This window comes from Oceanicaulis sp., assembly GCF_051859625.1.
In the GTDB taxonomy this organism is placed as follows: Bacteria; Pseudomonadota; Alphaproteobacteria; order Caulobacterales; family Maricaulaceae; genus Oceanicaulis.
This window is the reverse complement of the sequence record NZ_JBHYFH010000003.1, coordinates 357,468-377,972: the sequence shown is the minus strand read 5'-3', so window position 1 is coordinate 377,972 and position 20,505 is coordinate 357,468. Positions and strand designations below refer to the sequence as shown.

22 protein-coding genes are annotated in these 20,505 nt (G+C 63.3%); 14 read left to right on the top strand and 8 right to left on the bottom strand.

Translation table 11 applies throughout. The features are described 5' to 3' along the window. Positions 1-3 precede the first annotated feature (3 nt). Positions 4-915, top strand: a complete 912-nt coding sequence (locus ACTIGF_RS15055; RefSeq protein ID WP_439637647.1) for a flagellin — start codon at positions 4-6, stop codon at positions 913-915. 130 nt (positions 916-1,045) lie between these two features. Here the strand turns inward: ACTIGF_RS15055 and proC are convergent, their stop codons facing one another. The 3 genes from proC to ACTIGF_RS15040 form a co-directional block, all read right to left on the bottom strand. After that, a complete protein-coding gene (proC, locus tag ACTIGF_RS15050) occupies positions 1,046-1,894 on the bottom strand; it encodes a pyrroline-5-carboxylate reductase (RefSeq protein ID WP_439637646.1) in 849 nt (282 codons plus the stop codon). A gap of 18 nt (positions 1,895-1,912) precedes the next feature. Continuing rightward, the gene (locus tag ACTIGF_RS15045) at positions 1,913-2,410 is read right to left on the bottom strand and encodes a YbjN domain-containing protein (protein WP_107711418.1); all 498 of its coding nucleotides are present in this window, start codon (positions 2,408-2,410) and stop codon (positions 1,913-1,915) included. Between the two features lie 115 nt (positions 2,411-2,525). Then, positions 2,526-2,831, bottom strand: coding sequence for an accessory factor UbiK family protein (locus ACTIGF_RS15040; protein ID WP_439637645.1), 306 nt, complete (start codon positions 2,829-2,831; stop codon positions 2,526-2,528). A gap of 128 nt (positions 2,832-2,959) precedes the next feature. Between ACTIGF_RS15040 and lgt the strand changes: the two genes are divergently transcribed. Both lgt and ACTIGF_RS15030 read left to right on the top strand, forming a co-directional pair. Then, entirely contained in the window at positions 2,960-3,841 is an 882-nt protein-coding gene (gene lgt / locus ACTIGF_RS15035) for a prolipoprotein diacylglyceryl transferase (RefSeq protein WP_439637644.1), read from the top strand. A gap of 22 nt (positions 3,842-3,863) precedes the next feature. Further along, positions 3,864-4,994, top strand: a complete 1,131-nt coding sequence (locus ACTIGF_RS15030; RefSeq protein WP_439637643.1) for a class I SAM-dependent methyltransferase — start codon at positions 3,864-3,866, stop codon at positions 4,992-4,994. Here ACTIGF_RS15030 and ACTIGF_RS15025 read toward each other — a convergent pair. Continuing rightward, positions 4,991-5,377: a response regulator gene (locus tag ACTIGF_RS15025; protein ID WP_439637642.1), complete on the bottom strand. Its 387-nt coding sequence runs from the start codon at positions 5,375-5,377 to the stop codon at positions 4,991-4,993. The genes ACTIGF_RS15030 and ACTIGF_RS15025 overlap by 4 nt on opposite strands. After that, positions 5,358-6,530: a sensor histidine kinase gene (locus ACTIGF_RS15020; RefSeq protein ID WP_439637641.1), complete on the bottom strand. Its 1,173-nt coding sequence runs from the start codon at positions 6,528-6,530 to the stop codon at positions 5,358-5,360. The genes ACTIGF_RS15025 and ACTIGF_RS15020 overlap by 20 nt, the downstream gene beginning before the upstream one ends. A 213-nt stretch (positions 6,531-6,743) precedes the next feature. On the opposite strand from ACTIGF_RS15020, the gene ACTIGF_RS15015 reads away from it, so the two are divergent. The 4 genes from ACTIGF_RS15015 to ACTIGF_RS15000 all read left to right on the top strand — a co-directional run bounded on the left by ACTIGF_RS15015 (position 6,744) and on the right by ACTIGF_RS15000 (position 9,598). Then, positions 6,744-7,676, top strand: a complete 933-nt coding sequence (locus ACTIGF_RS15015) for a ribose-phosphate pyrophosphokinase (protein ID WP_439637640.1) — start codon at positions 6,744-6,746, stop codon at positions 7,674-7,676. 173 nt (positions 7,677-7,849) lie between these two features. After that, entirely contained in the window at positions 7,850-8,485 is a 636-nt protein-coding gene (locus tag ACTIGF_RS15010) for a 50S ribosomal protein L25/general stress protein Ctc (RefSeq protein WP_439637639.1), read from the top strand. Positions 8,486-8,570: 85 nt separating this feature from the next. Continuing rightward, a complete protein-coding gene (gene pth, locus ACTIGF_RS15005) occupies positions 8,571-9,155 on the top strand; it encodes an aminoacyl-tRNA hydrolase (RefSeq protein ID WP_439637638.1) in 585 nt (194 codons plus the stop codon). Between the two features lie 182 nt (positions 9,156-9,337). Further along, positions 9,338-9,598, top strand: a complete 261-nt coding sequence (locus ACTIGF_RS15000) for a hypothetical protein (RefSeq protein WP_439637637.1) — start codon at positions 9,338-9,340, stop codon at positions 9,596-9,598. Between the two features lie 295 nt (positions 9,599-9,893). Here the strand turns inward: ACTIGF_RS15000 and ACTIGF_RS14995 are convergent, their stop codons facing one another. Continuing rightward, positions 9,894-10,898: a calcium/sodium antiporter gene (locus ACTIGF_RS14995; RefSeq protein ID WP_439637636.1), complete on the bottom strand. Its 1,005-nt coding sequence runs from the start codon at positions 10,896-10,898 to the stop codon at positions 9,894-9,896. A 292-nt stretch (positions 10,899-11,190) separates the two neighbouring features. On the opposite strand from ACTIGF_RS14995, the gene ACTIGF_RS14990 reads away from it, so the two are divergent. From ACTIGF_RS14990 to ACTIGF_RS14965, 6 genes are all read left to right on the top strand, one after another. Then, a complete protein-coding gene (locus ACTIGF_RS14990; protein ID WP_439637635.1) occupies positions 11,191-14,538 on the top strand; it encodes a PAS domain-containing protein in 3,348 nt (1,115 codons plus the stop codon). Between the two features lie 60 nt (positions 14,539-14,598). Then, positions 14,599-14,730 carry a hypothetical protein gene (locus ACTIGF_RS14985; RefSeq protein WP_439637634.1) on the top strand — a complete coding sequence of 44 codons (132 nt, stop codon included), beginning with the start codon at positions 14,599-14,601 and terminating at the stop codon, positions 14,728-14,730. Positions 14,731-14,873: 143 nt separating this feature from the next. Next, a complete protein-coding gene (locus tag ACTIGF_RS14980) occupies positions 14,874-15,254 on the top strand; it encodes a hypothetical protein (protein WP_439637633.1) in 381 nt (126 codons plus the stop codon). 123 nt (positions 15,255-15,377) lie between these two features. Further along, positions 15,378-15,680: a hypothetical protein gene (locus tag ACTIGF_RS14975; RefSeq protein ID WP_439637632.1), complete on the top strand. Its 303-nt coding sequence runs from the start codon at positions 15,378-15,380 to the stop codon at positions 15,678-15,680. A 63-nt stretch (positions 15,681-15,743) separates the two neighbouring features. Next, a complete protein-coding gene (locus tag ACTIGF_RS14970) occupies positions 15,744-16,454 on the top strand; it encodes a response regulator (protein WP_439637631.1) in 711 nt (236 codons plus the stop codon). A 5-nt stretch (positions 16,455-16,459) separates the two neighbouring features. Next, positions 16,460-17,773 carry an ATP-binding protein gene (locus tag ACTIGF_RS14965; RefSeq protein ID WP_439637630.1) on the top strand — a complete coding sequence of 438 codons (1,314 nt, stop codon included), beginning with the start codon at positions 16,460-16,462 and terminating at the stop codon, positions 17,771-17,773. Positions 17,774-17,915: 142 nt separating this feature from the next. Here the strand turns inward: ACTIGF_RS14965 and ACTIGF_RS14960 are convergent, their stop codons facing one another. Then, the gene (locus ACTIGF_RS14960) at positions 17,916-18,263 is read right to left on the bottom strand and encodes a GIY-YIG nuclease family protein (protein WP_439637629.1); all 348 of its coding nucleotides are present in this window, start codon (positions 18,261-18,263) and stop codon (positions 17,916-17,918) included. Between the two features lie 178 nt (positions 18,264-18,441). Further along, the gene (locus ACTIGF_RS14955) at positions 18,442-19,089 is read right to left on the bottom strand and encodes a hypothetical protein (RefSeq protein WP_439637628.1); all 648 of its coding nucleotides are present in this window, start codon (positions 19,087-19,089) and stop codon (positions 18,442-18,444) included. Between the two features lie 196 nt (positions 19,090-19,285). Here ACTIGF_RS14955 and ACTIGF_RS14950 point away from each other — a divergent pair, with 196 nt between their 5' ends. After that, entirely contained in the window at positions 19,286-20,257 is a 972-nt protein-coding gene (locus tag ACTIGF_RS14950) for a hypothetical protein (RefSeq protein ID WP_439637627.1), read from the top strand. Positions 20,258-20,505: the final 248 nt, after the last annotated feature.

Sequence of the window (20,505 nt, the reverse complement as noted above, 5' to 3'; positions counted from 1 at the left end):
AGAATGAGAATTTCCACCCAAGCCGCATCCCAGGCGGCGCTTATGGACCTCATGCGCGCCCAGCGCGAAGCCTATGACGCGCGCGACCAGCTCGCCAGCGGCAAGAAGGCGCCGGACCTCAAGGGCTACGCCAACACCGCCGAGACGATCATCTCGGCGCGCGCCGCCCAGCAGCGCAGCGAATCCTTCGCCAGCGCCAACAGCCGGATCATGAACCGCCTGGAGATCCAGGATCTGGCGTATCAGGAATTGTCTGAAGCGGCGACGGACCTGCGGACGGCGCTGACCACCAATGACGGCTCCTTCATGATGGACAAGGTGCAAGAGGTGTTCGATCAGGCCTCGGCGGCGCTCAACATGCGCTTTAACGGCTCTTACGTCTTCGGCGGCGTGCGCACGGACGCCTTGCCCTTCACCGCAGACACCATCGCCGACCTTCAAGCGGCGGCGCCGGACGTCTCGGCCATGTTTGACAACGCTGCGCGGCGCCAGACCACGATGATCGAAGAGACGATCACCATTGATGTGAATTCGACCGCCTCTGAAGTCGGTACGGATCTGATGGCGTCCATCGAGCGCATCGCCGATTTCAACGCCGGCCCGGACGGTCCGTTTGATGGCCAGATCACCGAGAACCAGCAAGCGTTTCTGGAAACCGAGCTGGCCAATATCATCGCCGCTTTTGACACCATCAACGTGGCGATGGCGGAGAATGGCTCACGCCAGAAACAGGTTGAAAACGCCATCACCGGTCATGAAAAGCGGTCCGATTATCTCACCATCATGGTGGCGGGGATCGAGGATGCGGACATGGCCGAGGCCGCAACCCGCTTCCAGCAGGCGCAAACCGCCGTGCAGGTGTCCGCCCAGACCTTCTCCACGCTCAGCCAGATCAGCCTGCTGAATTTTCTCTAGAGCCTTTTCAGCGAAAGTGGGGTCCGGTTTCGCGGTTCGAAAAGGCGACCAGCAAAAGCGGAGCCTTTTCAGCGAGAGCGGGAACCGGTTTCGCGGTTGGGCATTGCGTCCGGCAAAATCCGGCCTGGGTCTAGTCGCCCGCGCTCTGGCTGCCCATCTTGCGGCCCCGGCGTTCGGCGGCGGCGACGGCGTTGCGCACAAGCCCCGGCAGCCCGCCCCCATTCATCAAGGCGTCAAGGCCGGCCTGGGTGGCGCCGCCGGGACTGGTCACAGCGCGGCGCAGCTCATCGGGTTCGCCCTGGCCCGCTTTCATCAATGCGCCGGCGCCGGCGACGGTCTGTTTGGCGAGGGTGAGGGCGAGCGCACGCGGCAGGCCTTCCGCTTCCGCCGCAGCGGCCAGCGCTTCGGTGAACAAGAACACATAGGCGGGACCTGAGCCCGAGACCGCCGTCACCGCGTCCATCAGCCGTTCATCGGAAATCCACTCCACCAGCCCGGCGGGCTTGAGCAGTCTTTCCACGCGTTTTTCAAACGCCTTGGTGTCGGCGATCGGATTGGACACGCACACGCTCATGCCTTCGCCGATGGCGGCGGGCGTATTGGGCATGGCGCGCACGATCGGACGATCGGGCAGGGCGTTCGACAAGGTGCGCAAGGGCACGCCCGCAGCGATCGAGATCACCAGCGCGTCCAGCGGCAGGTCGTCATTGAGGGCGCTGAGCACCGGGCGCACCTGATCGGGCTTGATCGCCACCACCAGCGTGCCGAGCGTGCGCGCCAGTTCGGGCGTCAGGGCGTCCGCCTGCGCCACGCCGTGTTTCTCGATCAGCGCCTGAGCGCCGACGCCGGGCCGGGGGTCGATCAGAATAATCTCATCGGCGCTGACGCCGCCGCGCGCTTTGCGCAGCCAGCCTTGTGCCAGTGCGGAGCCCATTCGACCCGCGCCCAGCAGGCCGATCCGGCCCTCATTCTCTGACATGTGTGCGTACGGGTCCTTCTAGGCCTCTCCGGCCGTGTCGAACATGGCGGCGGCCACGGCTTCGAGCGGGGTTTTACCGCTCCACAGCAGATAGTGGAACGCCGGATACAGCCTTTCACCCGCTTCTTTCGCCGCTTCGATCAGCGTGGCCCCTTGCGCGACGGAGACGTTTTCCGCTTCCGGCAGGGTCAGCGCATGGCGAAAGACGACGGAGCCGTCTTCGTGCCAGATCTCGAAATGACCGATCCAGAGCCGCTCGTTCAGCCGCGCCACCAGCTCGCAGACATCCTTGTAGCGGCTGTCAGGCGCCTTCAGGTCGAGCGCGGAAAAGACGTGAATCACATCCAGATCGGGGCGATAGGCGAACCAGACCTGATGGTCGCGCCAGGACCCCGGCACCGCCATATGCAGTTCCAGATCATCGCGCTCATAGGCGTACTGCGCCGTCAGGACGGCTTGTTCAATGCTTTCCAGCGGATCCATCGCGATGATGGTTTCCTGGGTGGTGAGATCCATGATGGTCCTCTAGCCCCTCGCTGCGCCTGGCGACTCAGTTCGCCGCCCATATGGAACGGTATGCGCCCCGATCCCCGGGGTGCAAGCGCTCAGCGTTAGGGAAATTGTAAGTGGTTTATTCAGCGGATTTTTTTGCTGTGGATGTCTTGGCGGCCGGTTTCGCCCGGCTCGGCTTCTTCGCCGATTGGGCTTCCAGGTCCGCAAGACGGGCCTCCAGCGATTGAAGCCGGGCGGCGCTGGCGTCCGCTTCGGCGCGCAGAGCTTCAAACTCGTCGCGGGTGACAAGATCAAGTTCGGACGCCATGCGTTCGGCCTGGGCGCGGAACACCGCGCGCGCTTCGTCGCCCGCCGCTTGCGCAGCGCTGAAAGCGTCGGTCATCAGATCGGCCAGATCTGCGAACATTGGGTTGCGGGACTGCATGACATCACCGTGTGCTCTGCTATGAAGACCCATATAGGCGTCAGCGGCCCCGCTAGGCAATGCGGTGTCGCGCCGTCTAACAGTTAACAATCGGTCTTTACGGCCGAATTATTTTTCTGGAGCCGTCCATGATAGGCGCATGCCCCGCCAGCTTCGACCTGATCGACCCGGTATTGTTCTCGATTCCCGAAATCGCCGGCCTCGGCCCGTTTCCGATCCGCTGGTACGCGCTCGCCTATATCGCCGGGCTGTTCATCGGCCTGTACTGGGTGTTGCGGCTGGTGTCCCAGGGGCGGCTCTGGGGGCTGACGCCCAAAACCCAGACCGCGCCGTACAGCCGCGCCTTTGTGGACGATCTGGTGCTGTGGATCATGATCGGCATCATCGGCGGCGGACGGCTGGGTTATGTGCTCTTCTACAACACCTCGATGATCTGGGAGGAGCCGGTGCGCGTGGTCACCGGCATCACCGACGGCGGCATGAGTTTTCATGGCGGGCTCTTGGGCGTGACGCTGGCGATGGTGTTCACCGCGCGCGCTTACAAAGCGCCCTTGCTGCGGGTGTCGGACGCGGTGGCCGCCGCGACGCCCATCGGTTTGTTCTTCGGACGGCTGGCCAATTTCATCAATGGCGAGCTGTGGGGGCGTCCGGCGCCGGACCTGCCCTGGGCGATGCGCTTTTCCGCCGACCCGACCTGCCAGCTGCGCCATCCCAGCCAGCTGTATGAAGCGGCGCTTGAGGGCGTGGTGCTGTTCGTGATCCTGACGGTGTTGATCTACCGCTTCAGGGCGCTCAGCCGTCCGGGGCTTCTGACCGGCGCTTTCCTGGCGGGGTATGGCGTGTTCCGCGCCTTCGTCGAGGTGTTCCGCGAACCGGACCGGCAGATGCCCGAAGCGCTGCAGGGGTATGTGACCATGGGCATGGTGTTGTGCATTCCCATGATCGCCGCAGGCGCCTATCTGGTCTGGCGAGCGCGCAAGAACACGGCTGTGGGCGCGCGCAAAGCCTGACCCGTAACGAGGACGCCTTGCCATGAGCGATGATGAGTTTCGCCCCGCCCAGATGATCAAAGCGCGTCTGCAGGACCGTTTGCGCAGTGAAGGCTCATTGTCGGTCGCCGCCTTCATGGCGGAAGCGCTGTTTCATCCCATGGCGGGATTTTACGCTACGAAAGATCCGCTGGGCGCGGCGAACGACTTCATCACCGCGCCTGAGATCAGCCAGATGTTCGGCGAACTTCTGGGCCTGTGGGCGGCGGAATGCTGGATGCAGATGGGCGCGCCGTCGCGGTTCGAGCTGATTGAGCTGGGGCCGGGCACGGGCCGGATGATGAGCGACATGCTGCGGGCGGGCCGCGCGGCGCCGGGCTTTCTGGAGGCGGTCCACGTGACCTTGATCGAGGCGTCTCCCGCTTTGAAAATGGTGCAGGGCCAGACGCTGGCGAACGCGTCGGTTCCGATCCGCTGGGCGAAGGATTTCGAGAAGGCGCCGTCCGGTCCCGCCGTGGTGATCGGCAATGAGTTTCTGGACTGCCTGCCGATTCGCCAGGCTGTGCGCCATCAGGGCCAGTGGCGCGAACGGGTGGTGACGCTGCATCCTGAGGACGAGGCGCAGTTCGTCTTCGGCCTGGGCCCGGTGCTGAGCGAGGCGGATATCGGCTATATCGCTCCGCCCCTGCGCAAGGCGGAGGACGGCGTGCTGGTGGAGCTGCGTCCCGGCGACCAGCAACAGGTGGAGCAATTGGCGGGTCGCTTCAAACGCGATCCGGGCTACGCTTTGTTTGTGGATTACGGCTCGTCAAAGCCGGAGACCGGCGACACGTTGCAAGCGATCCGCGCCCATCAAAAGGTGGACCCGCTGGAGGCGCCCGGCACGGCGGATCTGACGGCCTGGGTGGATTTTGACCGCTTGTTGCGGCTGGGGCTCGATGCAGGGCTGACAGCGTTCGGTCCCATGACCCAGGGCGAGTTCCTGACCGAGCTGGGGATCGAGCAACGCGCGGCGGTGCTGGCGAAATCGGTGGATGAAGCGGGCCAGGCCCGGCTCAAGCGCCAGATGCACCGCCTCGTCTCGGCGGAGGATATGGGAGAGCTGTTCAAGCTGGCGGCGTTCAGCTCAGACGGTCTGCCGCCCGCGCCGGGAATCGCGCCGTTCAAGCGTTAGTTCGCCGTAAGATGCGCCTCGATGATGCGGGCGATGACGCGCTCATACTCGTCGACGTCTGAGGGTTTGACGAAATAGCCGTCGGCCCCCGCCGCGAGCGCGATGCGGATTTCATCTTTCAGATTGGAGGTGGACAGGCTGATGCACGGCACGCCCGCCATCTTCTGGCAGGCCTTGACCAGCTTGATGAAATCCGTCCCGGACATGCCCGGCAGGCGACTGTCCACCAGGCAGAAATCGGGTCTGGCGGCGTCGCTGCGGATATACGCCAGCGCATCTTCTGCGCGCTCGAAAACCTGAAGGTCGTCAAACCCCTGCGCCGTCAGCGCGTCCGTGATCAAGGTCGCGTCGATCAGGCTGTCTTCAATGATCAGGCTTGTCATCTGCAAACTCCTCAAACGGGGGGAAACTGAGAATGAACCGCGCTCCGGCGTCATAATCGGCGTCGACACGGATAGCGCCGTCATGCGCCTCCATGATCCGGGCGCAGAAGGCCAGGCCGACGCCGGATCCGGGCACGTCGCTGCGATAGCGCTGCATCATCTTGAACACGCCTTCGGCCTGACTGGCGGGAATGCCGGGGCCGTTGTCGGCGAACCGGACCACAAGCCCGTTCGGTGTTTCATGACTGTCCACGGTGAGGATGACCCTGGGCGTGTCGGCGTATTTGACAGCGTTGTCGACCAGATTGCGAAACAGGTGCGCCAGCAAGGTCTCGTCGCCCTGAACGGTCGGTTCGCCTGTGACGTTCAGTGTGATCGGGGCGTTCGGATAGTATTCACGCAGCAAGGTCTCCAGCAGCGGTTTGAGCGCGGTGGCGTTTGACGCCGCCTTGGTCTCCACCAGGTCTGAATAGCTCAGCAGCGTGTCGATCAGCATCAGCATGTCGCGGGATTTGGACTTCACATCATGCAGATACCCTCTGGCCTTGAGGCTTGCGGTGTCGCCAAGCTCGCGCTGAGCGAGGTCGGCCAGCAGTGAAATCTGCCGAGCAGGCGCCTTGAGATCATGGGACGCGCCGGCGGCGAAATCGCGCAGGGTGCCGTTTGAGCGCTCGAGCTCGGAAGTGCGGCGTTGCACCTGACGTTCCAGCGTATTGGTGAGTTGTGTGAGCTTGTGCTCGGCGCCGGTGCGCAGAAGCACTTCTTCTTGAAGGCTTTTATTGCTCTGCGCCAACTGGGCGCTGCTGGGCATGGCCAGCGCTTTGGGCAATAGCGGCCAGAGCGCGACAGCGGTGGCGACTGAAATCACGGCGGTGGCGAGTTTGAGCCCGCCTTCCATGAAATAGGCCGGCGTCCAGATCGTGTAGATCGAGAACAAATGCGTGACGCCGCAGAAGATGATGAAAAGAATGAACAGATACGCGACCGGCCGAAACAGGATGTCAGGCCGTTTGACCGAGATCCACCAGATCACCACGGGAATCGACAGATAGGACAGGCCGATCAGCACATCCGCCAGGACGTGCATGATCAGAATGTCCAGGCGCCACAGATAACACATTCCATGGGGCATGAAGCCGTGGAGCGATTGCATATAGCCCTCTCTCAAACGCGAGTTTCGCCGCGATTCTTGGGTCGGCTCCCTTAAGACAATGTTCCAGTAAAAGGCGAGTGATGCCCCTGAGAGGAGAATTTCATCCGTTTGCGTCCTGACAGCCATGGCAGCAGACAGGGCGCCCCGCCGCTTTGCCACGCGCACTTATCCTGCTATGAGCGCCGCGACCCAGAACACCGGAGAGGGCAGATCATGAAACTGATGTGCGGCAACGCCAACCGACCTTTGGCCAAGGCCATCGCCGATTATCTTGACGCCCCTCTGTCGGACGTGGAGATCGAGCGCTTCGCAGACGGCGAATTGTTCGTGCGCATTGATGAAAACATGCGCGGCCAGGATGTCTTCATCATCCAGCCCACCTCCGAACCGGCCAATGACCATCTGATGGAATTGCTGATCTGCATGGACGCGCTGGCGCGCGCCAGCGCCAACCGGATCACCGCCGTCATTCCCTATTTCGGTTATGCCCGGCAGGATCGCAAAACCGGCGGCCGCACCCCGATCACCGCCAAGCTGGTGGCCAATCTGGTCGCCGAAGCGGGCGCGCACCGGGTTCTGACCATTGATCTGCATGCGGGCCAGATCCAGGGCTTTTTCGATATTCCGACCGACAATCTCTTCGCCACCCCGGTGATCGAGGAGGATATCCGCCGTCATTACGACGTGGAGGATCTGCTGATCGTGTCGCCGGATGTGGGCGGGGTGGTGCGCGCGCGCTCGCTGGCCGGGCGTCTGGGCGCGGACATCGCCATTGTCGACAAGCGCCGGCCCAAGGCGGGCGTGTCTGAAGTGATGAACATTATCGGCGATGTCGAAGGTCGCCGCTGCATCATCTTTGACGACATCATCGATTCGGGCGGCACGCTGTGCAACGCGGCTGCGGCGCTGAAAGATCAAGGCGCCAAGGAAGTCTCCGCCTACATCACCCATGGCGTCTTGTCAGGCAAGGCGGTGGAGCGCATCTCCAACTCGGTTCTCAAAGAGCTGGTGGTGACGGATTCCATCGACGTGACCGCCAAGGTCAAGGCGGGCAAGAACATCCGCTCGCTGTCCGTGGCGCCGCTTCTGGGCGAGGCGATCCGCCGGATCGCCAATGACGAGTCCGTCTCCAAGCTGTTTGACTAACCTTTTCGCCTCGCGCCGCGGCGAAGAGTCAGCGGATCGCTTGCGCTCATCGCAAGCATCCGCTATACGCCGCGGCTCGAAAGTTCTTACTCAGTCACTGATGGCTGAACGAAGCGCGCGCCGCCAAAACCGGCGGCGCTTGCGTTTAAACCGATTTCGTATGGGACCGGATCATGAGCGATATTGTTCTCTCCGTCGAAGTGCGCGAGCGCACGGGTACTGGCGGCTCGCGTGAGACCCGCCGCAACGGCCTTGTGCCGGGCGTTCTCTATGGCGGTGACAAAGGTCCCGTCGCGATCGCGCTGAAAAACAACGAAGTGGTCAAGGCGATCAATTCGGGTCACTTCCTGGCCTCGATGATCACCATTGATCACAAGGGTGAAAAGCAGACCGTGCTGACGCGCGACGTGCAATTCCACCCGGTGCGTGACGAGCCGGTGCACATCGACTTCCAGCGCGTTGACGAAACCACCGTCATCACCGTCGAAGTGGCCGTTCAATACCACAACGAAGAAAAGTCTCCGGGCCTGAAGCGCGGCGGCATCCTCAACGTTGTGCGTCACGCTGTTGAAGTGAACGTGCCGGCTGGCTCGATCCCTGATCAGATCGACGTTGACCTGTCTGGCTATGACATCGGCGATTCCATTCACATCTCCGCAGTGACCCTGCCGGAAGGCGTGAAGCCGGCGATCACCGATCGTGACTTCACCATCGCCACCATCCAGAACTCGCGCGCTGCACGTGACAGCGACGAGGCCGAGGCTGAAGGCGACGAAGCCGAGACCGAGGCCGAGGGCGGCGAGGAGTAATCCTCTTCCCTTCGCCGGAAACGGACTTAAAAGGCGGCTGGCGGACTTTGGGTCCCGGCCGCCTTTTTCATTTGTGGAGCGCGCCATGCATTTGATCGTGGGCCTGGGTAATCCGGGCGGCCAATACGCCGGCAACCGTCACAATGTCGGTTTCATGGCGCTTGACGCCATCGCCGAGGACTGGCGGCTGGGGCCGTGGAAGAAACGCTTCCAGGGCCAGACCGCCGAAGGGATGGTGGAGACCGCCAAAGGCCCGCGCAAGGTGCTCCTGCTCAAGCCTGAGACCTATTACAACGAAGCGGGGCGCGCGGTGGCCGAGGCGGCGCGGTTCTACAAGATCGAGCCTGAGAACATCCTTGTCTTCCATGACGAGCTGGATCTGGCGCCGGGCAAGTTCCGCCTCAAGACGGGCGGCGGCCATGCCGGCAATAACGGTTTGCGGTCCACCAAGGCGCATATCCAGGGCGACTTCAAACGCGGGCGCATCGGCATCGGCCATCCCGGCGACAAGAACCAGGTGACCAACTGGGTGCTGGGCGACTTCTCCAAGGCGGAGGGTGTGTGGCTGGGGCCGTTGCTGGACGCCATAGCGCGCGCCTTTCCACTGATCGTGGAAGATAATGACGACGCCTTTCAGACCAAGGTGACCCACCTCGCGCCGGCGCCCTGAATGAACAGACGTTCACATTTCCGCCTGCTTGCGGGCGGGAATACGCCGTCAAATCCACTCCAGAATATCATTGTTTCGGCCATCTGCGGCCACATGCGCCCATCAATCTCGATCCTGCCAGACGACGGGGCGACCCTCAGACGCCGCGTCAGAGTCTGGCTCTAGAGCAAGGAGAGAGACTGATGAAACGCCAAGTTCTGATTACGACCATCGCCGCCGCCGCCTTTGCGGGGACCGCTTTCGCTGAAGCGCCGATGTTTGACACGGTCGATGTCGATGGCGACGGCCTTGTCACCCTGTCTGAAGCGCAAGCTGTCGCGCCTGAGCTGACCGAAGGCGAGTTCGCTGCGTTTGACGTGAACGCGGATGGCGGCCTGGACGAGGGCGAGTTTGACGCCTGGGCGGCGACTCTGCCGACCGACGACCACGGCGACCACCAGTAAACGCCACGCTTCACACCCTCGCACGTTCCCCAGCGTGCACGGCCAGGGCCGGTTGCGACAGCAACCGGCCCTGTGTCGTTGCGGCCTTGAAGTCGGATGTGCAGATGAACGCGCTGTCAGGCTTGCGGCGAAGCGGCCTTAATGACGCCCCGAGCTTTCCTTGATGCAGCCCTTAAGAGGTCACAGCGCGGGATGAGAGTGACAGTGCTCCTCCCCGAGCACCCGCCGAAAGGCGGACGAACCTTCCCATCTGGCCGGCTGCTTCGTGCAGCCGGTCATTTTTTTGCACGCCCGCTTAGACCGGCAGGCTGGGCGGGTTCATGAGTAGCAGGACCGCGAGATAACCGACATACGCCAGCGTCAATGCAACGCCGGAGACGCGCCCGATCGGACGGCGCAGGACGGCGTAGGTCACAATGGCCAGCGCCGCGGCCGCCATCACCCAGAAATCGAGCTGCAGGAATTCCGCCTCGACCGGCGCCGGCGCGCCGGTCACGGCGCCCGCTGCAATCCCGGTGATGCCGCCGACGGCGCAGATATTGAAGATGTTGGAGCCGACCACATTGCCGATGGCCATGCCGCCCTGTTTGCGCATGGCGGCGACGAAGGCGGTGGCCAGTTCCGGCAAGGACGTGCCGAACGCCAGAATGGTCAGGCCGATGACGGCGTCCGACACATTGAACAGCTCGGCGATCCCGACGCCGCCGTCCACGATCAGCTTCGCCCCCACAGGCAGCATGACCAGACCGCCCAGCAGGAACAGCGCCACCATCGGCGCTTTGCGGGGCAGCCCTTCCATCTGGTCGATGTCGGTGAGTTCGGCGATCATGGGATCGTCGCGATGGGTTCTCGCGGTCAGCGCCAGAAACCCGATATATCCGATAATGCCGGCCGTCAGGATCGCGCCGTCCGTCAGGCCCAGCCCGCCATCCCAGCACAACGCAATGAACAGCGCGGTGAAGGCGAGGGCGATCAGGGCGTTGCGGCGGATGCCGGTCGCGGTGGAGGCGATGGGCGCCAGGATCGCCGGCAGGCCCAGCACCAACAGCACGTTGGCGATATTGGAGCCGACGATATTGCCGATGGCGAGGCCGGGCGCGCCTTCCACGGCGGCGGCGGCGCTGACCATCATTTCAGGGGCGCTGGTGCCGAAGGCGACGATGGTCAGCCCCACCAGAAGCGGCGGCACGCCCATCTTGCTGGCGAGCGCGGTGGCGCCGCGCACCAGGATGTCGCCGCCCGTCAAAAGGACGACGATGCCGCCAAGCACCATCAGGCTGAACAGGAACATATCAGGCATGGATGTATCCGGCGCGGGCGGGATCTGCTCCCGCCGGCGACCTTAATCCAGGCGCTTGTTGTCGATCAGGTTGAGGATCGCAAAAATGCCGAAAGCGAGGCCAAGGGCGACAAGAGCTGCCATGAAACCGGTCCTTCTGATGAGTCGGGTTTGCGCGTTGCGCAGGTTCACCCGCGCATATAGCGCGCCGCAGCGATGAGAGGAAGACGTTCCGCTCGAAGTTCACCAGTCATTGACACCGGTCAGCGATGATACGCTTGTATATGATGCAACCCGTGCGGGGAGATCGTTCATGGCGAACGATACCACATCAGAGTCCAAGAGCCGCCGTCTTCTGGAAGCCATCTCCGAGGTCCAGGCGATCTATATTGGCGGCGATGAGGACGCGCACGCGTTTTTCCAGCGCTTGCTGGATATTCTGCTCGATATCACGGATTCCGAGTACGGTTTCGTCGGCGAGGTCGTCGGTACGGGCGACGGGGTGAATCCGTGGCTTCACACCTGGGCGATGACCGATATCAGCTGGGACGAGGACTCCCGGGCGAGGTACGGCGCATCCGGTTTCATGGAGTTCACCAGCACTGAACTGTTGTTCGCTTCGATCCTGAAAGACAATCAGGCGGTGATCGCCAACGCCGGGCCGGGCGAGACCCTGAATGTCCGACTGCCTCGCGGCCACCCGTCCATGTCCTCATTTCTCGGCCTGCCCATGATGAGCGGCGACGAATTGCTGGGCGTGGCCGGCGTCGCCAACCGGGACGGCGGATACGACGCAGATTTTCCCGATTTCCTGAAGACGCTGACCAACACGATGGGCGCGTTCATCAAGGCGCGCCGGTCCGAGGACGCCGCCCGGAGCGCCCAGCGGAGGCTGGAGCATTCAGAAACCCGCTACGCGCTCGCTATCCGGGGGACGGGTGCGGGGGTCTGGGAATGGAATGCCGACGATCAGACCCAGTACTGGTCGCCCCGGCTGAAGTCGATTCTCGGCTTTGCTCCTGACTACAAGCCGCCGACATCCAGGCTTGGAGAGGATTTCGTCCATCCTGAGGATTTGACGCGATATCGTGAAACGCTCCGGACTCATATGGTCAGCGGCGAACCGTTCCAGCTGCGGGTCCGCTTGCGGCGCGCAGATGGCGTCTGGATCACCGTCAATTGTCACGGCCAGGCGGAGCGGGACGGGGAAGGCGCGCTTCGGCGCATGGTCGGCACCATGGTCGATGTCAGCGACCTGGCGGATGCGCAGGACACTGCGCTGAAGGCGCGGTTGACGGCGGAGGTGGCGATATCAAGCGCGAATATGGGGCGCTGGTGGTATTCCGTCGATGACGAAAGAATCCATCTGGATACCCGGTGCGCTGCGCTGCTTGGGCGTCCTGAACTGGACGGCAAGTCATTTTCAATGTCTGAAATGTTGTCCCTGACGGTGCCGGAGGATCGCGACAGAGTGGTGTCCGGCGTCGCCTCGGCGCTTGATTCTCCCAGCGGACGGCTGAGCCTGTCGCATCGCATCATTCGCGCGGACGGCGATATGGTGTGGCTGCAGGTGGATGGCGCCGTCATTCGCCGGGACAAGCATGGCAGGCCCCGGGAAATGACGGGAATCGCCGCCGATCATACCCCTTTGCGCAAGGCGGAAGACGAAGCCAACGAATTGCGTCGCCTCTACGAGCTTGCGATTGCAGGGTCCGATCAAGCCGTCTTCGACATTGACTTCAAGGCGGACCAGGTTTTCGCCTCGCCGGGGTATTACGAGATGCTAGGCCATCCGCAACCCACCTCATGGCGGCGCATCACCGATTTGCTTGAAGCGGTGCATCCCGATGATCTGCCAGACGTGCAGCGTGTGATGCGGGAGCCTGATCTGGACGAGAGCGGAGAGGGCCCCCACAAACAGCATCTCGTGTTCCGGTTGCGCCGGGCCGACGGCGGGTATCTGTGGATTGAGGGCGCCGGCGAAGTGGTCTGCGACAGCGAAGGGCGCCCCGAACGCATGTCCGGCACCTTGCGCGATATCACCGAGCGTCGGCGGATCGAGCAACAAGCGCGTGAAGCCGGCTTGCGGGCGCAGATGGCGTTGCGGGTGGCGGGGCTGGGCGTCTGGGAGCTCGATGTGGCCCAGAACACCGTCCGTGTGGATGCGACGCTGGCTCGGATTTTGTGCGTCCCCGCCTTGGCGGACGGGCTGAGAGAGCCTGAAGAGCTTTTCAACTTCGCGCATCCCGATGATGTCGAGCACGCCCAGGCGCAGTTTGGCGCCTTGCTGACCGCAGAGCTCGATCAATTGGTCATGGAACACCGGATCATCACCCATTCGGGTGCGGTCGTGTGGATCAAGGTGCATATCCGGGTCACGGACCGTGACGCGCTCGGAGCCCCTTCGCGAATTGTCGGCATTGTCGAGGATCTCTCTCAGCAGAAAGCGGCGGAGGATACGCTGAGAAGCGCCCTGGCGCGCGCCGAGGCGGCGAGCGACGCCAAATCCCTGTTCCTCGCCAATATGAGCCATGAAATCCGAACGCCGCTGAACGGGGTTCTGGGGATCGCGCAATTGCTGGCGCTGACCGATCTGAGCGAGCGGCAGAAAGAGTTCGTGCAGACCATCCGCTCATCAGGCCGGGCGCTGCTGTCGATCATCGAGGACATTCTGGATCTGTCCAAGATCGAGGCCGGCAAGCTCAATCTGGTCAAGCGCCCGAGCCGACCGTCCGACATCATTTCTGAAACCTGTCAGGCGCACACGCCCGAAGCGGCGCGCAAATCGTTGGCCTTGACCCTGAACCTGTCGCCGGAGCTGTCCGGCATCTCGATGATTGACGCCAATCGCTTGCGTCAGGTGCTCAGCAATCTTTTGAGCAACGCCGTGAAATTCACAGACGCCGGCTCGGTTCACGTGGAGGCGATGCGGTGTGATGACGAGATCTTGCGCGTGGAGGTGCGGGATACGGGTCCGGGGTTGAGCGAGTCCGTGCAGAGCCGCGTTTTTGGTCGTTTCGAACAAGCCGACATGTCCCATAGCCGCAGCCATGAAGGGTCCGGCCTGGGGCTGGCCATCGCCCGCGAACTGGTGGTGCTGATGGACGGACGGATCGGGGTGAACTCCCGTGTCGGCGAAGGGGCGTGCTTCTGGTTTGAGATTCCGGCCCCGTCCGCCAGCGCGGATGACGCTCCGGTGGAGACGATGGCGTCTGACCGCATGATCCGTCCGCCGGGCGCTGACGATGACATGCACATGCGTGTGCTGGTGGTGGATGACCAGCCCGTCAATCTTGATGTGACAGCCGAAATGGTGCGCCAGGGCGGCTGTCATCCCGTCGTCGCCGCCAGCGGACGCGAAGCGCTTGATTTGTTGCAGGCGGAACGGTTTGACGCGGTGCTGATGGATTTGCACATGCCCGGCATGGGCGGAGAAGAGGCCATCCGGCGGATTCGCGCAGGCGAGGCGGGGGCGGCCGGCGTGCCGGTCTATGTGGTCAGCGCAGACGCCACCCTGGAGACTCGCACCCGTGTCGGGGCGCTGGATGTGGATGGATATTTCACAAAGCCCGTCGAGATGCAGGCGCTGGTCGAAGCGCTGAATGGATTGAAGGGGCGTCCTCTGTCACAGGCGCCCAACTCGGCCGATTCCTCCCCCTGAACTTGAGACAGGACCATTTCATCCTATGTGATGTATATCAAAAATCATAAAGGAGATGATATGGCTGCGCGTCTCGAAAAGAACGAAGCACGTCAAGCTGAACGTAAGGGTTGGCAGGAAAAGGTCTTGTATGCCTCCTTGGCTGGATCTGCTCTTGTTTTGGCTATTGCGGCGATAAGTTTTATCGCCTGAATTTTTATTCAAATTTCCGGCTTGGATTTTTAAAGCCTTGGTGATGTGGCGAAGCCCGGACCGCCTATCCCGACGCGAATTCGAGCTAAGCTCTTGCCCCCATGGCGTGTGTGGCGTTTTATAGCGCCCATGGGGGATGAGGGATGACACTGTCTTTCACGATGATCAGACAGAGCGGTCGCGTGTGCGCGGGGGCGTTGCTTCTGGCGTGTCTGATGCTCGCAAGCGGCGCGGCTCAGGCGCAGATGACAGGGCCGGAAGGACGCGTTTATGACGTTCGGACGGAGCGGGAGAGCTATACGGCGCGGTTTCAACCCGGCGGCGCGTATCAGGACGACAGGCCACGGACCGGGCGCTGGCATTTTGACGGGCGCACCTTGTGCATGCTGATCGCCGCCGCAGGTCCGCAGGCGCCAGAGTATGAAGTCTGCACGCCCTGGCGCGATATCGAGATCGGTGAAAGCTATGACAGCCGGTACTGGACGGCGCACGGCGCGCCGGCCCGCATCACCCGCATTCAATAGGGCCGTCGCCGCCAGGCGGGGTTAAAGCCGTCTTAATAAAAGCTGCGTTCTGGCCGCAAGCAATGCTAGGGTCGGCTCGTGTCACCCGTGGGGAGGTGGCGCCATGGTTTGAGGGAGGCCGAAATGGGGCTGATCTTCGCGCGCGCGACCAATGCGACATTCACGATTTTTCTGTCATTCGTCCTGTCCTACATCATGTTGATCGCCATGGGCATTTTGTGGCCCGAAGGGCTCGACTGGCTGGTGCAGCGCGCCAAGGATGTCGAGGCGATGATCGTGCGTCCCGGCATTCCGGTCCGCTACAAGGTCTGGCTGGACCTGTTGATTGAAGAGGGCGCGATCCTGTTGCTGTTCTTCACCATGGTGGCGCGTATTCTGGTGGCGATCGTGGGCACCGCGCTGAGCTCTCCGTTCAAGAAGCATTAGCGGGCGTTTCAGGCGCAGAAACGCAACTGGTCAATCGCGACGGATTTGGGCAGTCTCGCCCTTATGACGGACATGCGCCCCGCCCATATTCTGGTTGTCGATGATGATGACCGCATTCGCGACCTTCTGACGAAGTTCCTGCGCGCGCGCGGTTTGCGCGTCACGGCGGCGCGTGACGGGGCGAAAGCGCTGTCCTTGCTGGCGCAGATGCGCTTTGACCTGATCATTCTGGACGTGATGATGCCCGGCGCAGACGGGTTTGAGGTGACTGAAACCGTGCGCCGCACCGACGCGACCCCGATCCTGCTGCTGACCGCGCGCGGCGAGCCCGAGGACCGCATCAAGGGGCTCAGCCTGGGGGCGGACGATTACCTCGCCAAACCGTTCGAGCCTGAAGAGCTGGTGCTGCGCGTGCAGGCGATCCTGCGCCGCGCCCTGCCGCAGATGCGCGGGCCGTCGGCGGTGGCGTTCGGCCCGTGGCGGTTCGAGATCGAGGCCGGGCAGCTGAGCCAGGACGGCGCGTCGGTGCGTTTGACTGGCGGGGAGACGGCGCTGCTGGCGGCGCTCGCGCGGTCCAATGGCGAGGCGGTGTCGCGCCAAGCGCTGTCTGAACAGGCCGCCAATGGCGCAGGCGAACGGGCGGTGGACGTGCAGATCACTCGCCTGAGGCGCAAGATCGAAACCGATCCCAAATCCCCGCTCTATATCCAGACCGTGCGCGGCTCGGGCTACAAGCTGGTCGCCGACCCGGTCTATGACGGCGCCGAGCCCTAGGCCCGATGCGCTTTTCCCTCAAACCCTATCTGCCCAAGGGCCTGTTTGAGCGCTCGCTCCTGATCATCGTGCTGCCCGTCGCGCTGATGCAGGGGGCGGTGACCTGGGCCTTTTTCGATCAGCACTGGCAGACCACCACGGCGCGCCTCTCTGAGAGCGTCGCCGGCGAGGTGTCGCTGGTGGTCAGGCTGTTTGAGCGTGACGGTCCTGAACAGTTTGACGCGCTGGCCAATCTCGCCTTCGCCACGACTGATCTCAGCGTCGAGTATCGCGAGGGCGACACCTTGCCCACCACGCGCCGCACGGCCTTCTTCCGGGCGCTCGACCGCACGCTGCGCAGCGCGCTGGGGGCGGAGCTCGATCACGCCTTCTGGTTCGACACCACGCGCTATCCCTCTTACGTGGACATCCGGGTGCAGGTGGATGGCGGCGTGCTGCGCTTCATCGCCGTGCGCGACCGGGTGTTCGCCACCACCGGGCATATCTTCCTGATCTGGCTGTTTATCGCCACGGGGCTCCTGCTGACCGTCGCCATCCTGTTCATCCGCAATCAGGTCAAACCCATCCGCCAGCTGGCGGAGGCCGCTGAAGCGTTCGGCAGAGGTCAGGATGTGGAGCGGTTCAAGCCCGCCGGCGCCCGCGAAGTGCGCCGCGCCAGCGCGGCCTTTCTCGACATGCGCGCGCGCCTGAAACGCCATATCGAACAGCGCACGCAATTGCTGGCGGGTGTCAGTCATGACCTGCGCACCCCGCTGACCCGTTTGCGCCTGCAGCTCGCCCTGATGCCGCAAAGCGAGGAGCGCGACGCCGCCCGCCGCGATCTCGCGGACATGGAGGCGGCGCTGGAGGAATATCTCGCCTTCGCCCGCGGTCAGGCGGGGGAGGAGGCGGACGCGCTCGACCTCACCGCCCTGTGCGAAACCCTGGCCGATGACGCGGCGCGCGAGGGCGTCGATCTGGAGCTGGAGCTGGAAGACGGGCTGACCGCGCCGGCGCGCGAAAGCGCGCTCAAGCGCGCCCTCGCCAATCTGGTGTCCAACGCCTCAGCCCATGCGCGACATGTGCGCCTGAGCGCGCGCCGCAACGGTTCGCGCATTGAAATCCTGATTGATGATGACGGCCCCGGCATTCCCGGCGATCAGCGCGAGGAGGCGTTCAAACCCTTCTCCCGCCTCGATGAAAGCCGCAACGCCAACCGCAAGGGCGTGGGCCTCGGCCTCGCCATCGCCCGCGACACCCTGCGCGCCCATGGCGGCGAACTGCGCCTTGAGGACTCCCCGCTCGGCGGCCTGCGCGCACGGGTCAGCCTGCCGGCGTAGGGGCGCGCCCTGTCCACTCCGGCCCTCGCCCTTCACACCCATCGTCAAGGCAAGACCCCGATCTTGCCATCTGAGATCCCAAGAACGGGGTCTTGGGATGACGCTGGAGGGTAGGGGGAGGGGAGCGGGAGGCGGAGAAGGCTCACCACACATCGTCATGGCAAGACGTGTTCTTGCCCTCTCCCATCTCACCCGCCGCCTGAGAAATCACCGGCCAGAGATCGCACCAGTCGGGATTGTCCGTCTCGATCAGGTTCACCTTCCAGGCGCGCGGCCAGCCTTTGATCGTCTTTTCCTGCCCGATGGCGGCCCCCGGAATTTCATGGCCTGCGAACCAGACCAGCCACCTCACCTTGTAGCGCGTCGTGAAGACGCCCCCGCGCGCTGAGCGGTGCTCGTGGACCCGGCGCACCAGGTCATTGGTGACGCCGCAATAGAGCACGCCGTGCGGGCGATTGCAGAGTATATAAGTGTAGAAAACACGCGCCATACACGAAGTGTGCGTTCCCTGCCTTCGTCATGGCAAGACGTGTTCTTGCCATCTGAGATCCCATGAACGGGGTCTTGGGATGACGCTGGAGGGTAGGGGGAGGGGAGCGGGAGACGAAGAAGGCTAACCACACATCGTCATGGCAAGACCCCGATCTTGCCATCTCCCTCTCCCCGCGTCACCCGCCATACTCGGGCGGCAGGGGCGGGATGCCCAGGGCGGCGCGGTGGGCGTCGGTGAAGTCCTCGCCCTCTTTCAGCCCGGCCTTCTCGCGCAAGTGCTCGTGCAGCCGGGTCAGCTTGGCTTCCAGCAGGGCGTGATAATCCACGCCGTCATCCTTTGCCGGCGCCGGCGCGGCGCTGGCCTGCATCCGCTCATAGCGTTCGGCCAGCCGCAGCGCCTGCTCGGCCTGGCGCAGGCGCCCGGCCTCGGTCAGGCGCACAGCGCGCTGTTTCAACCCCCGCGCCATCGCCGCCCATTGCGCCGCCGTGATCTCGGCGTCGTCGGTCTCTTCACTCTCTTTCCCAGCCTGAAACCCCGGACTTGATCCGGGGCCTCCCGCCGCGTGAGGCGCTCCCTCTCCCTCTGTCATCCCCCGCCCTGTGCGGGGGATCCATTCCGGTTGAGTGGAGGACAGGTCACGGCATGGATTCCCCGGATAAACCGGCGAATGACAAAGAGAGGGCGCGTCACCCCGCCCCGACGCGGCCCAGGCCGCGGCCTCCAGATCGGCGACGCGAAAGCCATGGGCCTCGGCCCAGCGATAGATGGTGCTCACCCCCACGCCGCAGACGCGCGCGATCTCGGCGGTCTCCGCCCCCGCCACCCGCATCGTCCTTGCCCGGGCGATCCTCGGATCTGTGATGTCAGGTGTCTCAGCGCTCATGGCGGTGAGGATAGGGGGTGAGGGCGGGGTGGGGGATAGGCGCGCCTCCCTTGAAACGCGAAATCCCGGTCAGGTTCAGCTTGAACGCGTGTCGCGGTCTGAATTAGGCTCTGCCTGGGGAATGAGGGGGACAATCATGGTAGACCGTATCCCGACGGGGCACAGCGAATTTGCGCCCGGAACCAGAGAGGCGACTTTTGAAAAGAACGCCTACGACGTCTTCACCAGCGCGACGATTCAGCTTGAGCCCGCGGATGTCGGACGCAGCCTTCACATCTCGAAAATTCAGCGCGGTTCAACGGTCACGGAAATCCTGCTGGGACTGGTCTCGGTCACCAGCTGGTTCGGTGTCGCGGGCGGCGTTCTGGCCCTGCTGTCCCAAGGCCTGTCTGCGGTATCGATAGAGATTGATCCAACCCTTGCCGAGGGCAGCTTTGTTTGCCCTGGCGAGACCTGCGTTATCACAGCGGGCCTGTCGGTGCTGACCGCCATGGAATGGATTGTCGCCACGGTCGGGTTTGCGATCGGCTTTCTCGGCCAGCTGGGCGTCCATGTCGTTCGCAGCCGCCGTGTCCGCGCCTGGTCGGAAGTGATTGAGACCGAACGGCGTGACTCTGAAACGGATCGTTATCTCGTCACGGGGCTGGGGCAAGCCACATTCAAGATTGGCCAGAAAGGGATCCTGATAACCGGCGATGAGCGCACCTTTGTCATCAACTGGGATGCCGTCGATGTACAGCGCTTGTATTTCCCGATGGGCCAGTCCCACGATCCGCTCTTCCCCCATGTGCATGTCGAGGAGCGGCCAGAAGACCTGCGCTCTTTCGCCAAAGAGCGCATTTACACGGAACCCTTTCGCAAATTGCACACTGCATTGACCGAATGGGGTGTCATTAACCGCGTTCCGAGGGCCTTTATCGATCTGCCCGTGAAAAATCCGCGAGCGGGCGACGCGCGCATCCGGGAATGGCTCCGGCTCCCGAGCCGCGCCTTCACCGATGAAAGGTCGAACCTTGGATGGATTGGCCTGCTGGCCGTGATCTGGCTTTGCGCAGAAAACGAATTCGACCCCGATCATGTGGGATATCCAGAGAAGACCGAAAGCTAGACCGGATTTTCGCGTCACACAGGGAGGGGTACGACCCTCTCCCCCTCGGTCCTCGGGCTTGCCCCGGGGACCCAGTCGAGCCGCCGCATGGGCCTCCCCCGGATCAAGTCCGGGGCAAGCTCGTCCGAAGGCCGAGAGGTTGGGCGCATTCTCCCAATCTCCCCACCCGTCATCCAGGACTTGATCCGGGATCTGGTGCAGGCGTCTCTGTGATCAGAACAGAGTGTGTCCGGCAGATGCCGGCTCGC

Excerpts from the sequence above, each read along its gene's own strand:
- ACTIGF_RS15055 (WP_439637647.1), top strand. The coding sequence starts at position 4 with ATGAGAATTTCCACCCAAGCCGCATCCCAGGCGGCGCTTATGGACCTC.
- ACTIGF_RS15030 (WP_439637643.1), top strand. The coding sequence starts at position 3,864 with ATGAGCGATGATGAGTTTCGCCCCGCCCAGATGATCAAAGCGCGTCTG.
- proC (WP_439637646.1), bottom strand. The coding sequence starts at position 1,894 with ATGTCAGAGAATGAGGGCCGGATCGGCCTGCTGGGCGCGGGTCGAATG.
- ACTIGF_RS14950 (WP_439637627.1), top strand. The coding sequence starts at position 19,286 with ATGGTAGACCGTATCCCGACGGGGCACAGCGAATTTGCGCCCGGAACC.
- ACTIGF_RS15000 (WP_439637637.1), top strand. The coding sequence starts at position 9,338 with ATGAAACGCCAAGTTCTGATTACGACCATCGCCGCCGCCGCCTTTGCG.
- ACTIGF_RS14970 (WP_439637631.1), top strand. The coding sequence starts at position 15,744 with ATGACGGACATGCGCCCCGCCCATATTCTGGTTGTCGATGATGATGAC.
- ACTIGF_RS14990 (WP_439637635.1), top strand. The coding sequence starts at position 11,191 with ATGGCGAACGATACCACATCAGAGTCCAAGAGCCGCCGTCTTCTGGAA.
- ACTIGF_RS14995 (WP_439637636.1), bottom strand. The coding sequence starts at position 10,898 with ATGCCTGATATGTTCCTGTTCAGCCTGATGGTGCTTGGCGGCATCGTC.
- ACTIGF_RS15015 (WP_439637640.1), top strand. The coding sequence starts at position 6,744 with ATGAAACTGATGTGCGGCAACGCCAACCGACCTTTGGCCAAGGCCATC.
- ACTIGF_RS14965 (WP_439637630.1), top strand. The coding sequence starts at position 16,460 with ATGCGCTTTTCCCTCAAACCCTATCTGCCCAAGGGCCTGTTTGAGCGC.
- ACTIGF_RS15040 (WP_439637645.1), bottom strand. The coding sequence starts at position 2,831 with ATGCAGTCCCGCAACCCAATGTTCGCAGATCTGGCCGATCTGATGACC.
- ACTIGF_RS14975 (WP_439637632.1), top strand. The coding sequence starts at position 15,378 with ATGGGGCTGATCTTCGCGCGCGCGACCAATGCGACATTCACGATTTTT.
- ACTIGF_RS14980 (WP_439637633.1), top strand. The coding sequence starts at position 14,874 with ATGACACTGTCTTTCACGATGATCAGACAGAGCGGTCGCGTGTGCGCG.
- ACTIGF_RS15025 (WP_439637642.1), bottom strand. The coding sequence starts at position 5,377 with ATGACAAGCCTGATCATTGAAGACAGCCTGATCGACGCGACCTTGATC.
- ACTIGF_RS15020 (WP_439637641.1), bottom strand. The coding sequence starts at position 6,530 with ATGCAATCGCTCCACGGCTTCATGCCCCATGGAATGTGTTATCTGTGG.
- ACTIGF_RS15045 (WP_107711418.1), bottom strand. The coding sequence starts at position 2,410 with ATGGATCTCACCACCCAGGAAACCATCATCGCGATGGATCCGCTGGAA.
- ACTIGF_RS14985 (WP_439637634.1), top strand. The coding sequence starts at position 14,599 with ATGGCTGCGCGTCTCGAAAAGAACGAAGCACGTCAAGCTGAACGTAAG.
- lgt (WP_439637644.1), top strand. The coding sequence starts at position 2,960 with ATGATAGGCGCATGCCCCGCCAGCTTCGACCTGATCGACCCGGTATTG.
- ACTIGF_RS14960 (WP_439637629.1), bottom strand. The coding sequence starts at position 18,263 with ATGGCGCGTGTTTTCTACACTTATATACTCTGCAATCGCCCGCACGGC.
- pth (WP_439637638.1), top strand. The coding sequence starts at position 8,571 with ATGCATTTGATCGTGGGCCTGGGTAATCCGGGCGGCCAATACGCCGGC.
- ACTIGF_RS15010 (WP_439637639.1), top strand. The coding sequence starts at position 7,850 with ATGAGCGATATTGTTCTCTCCGTCGAAGTGCGCGAGCGCACGGGTACT.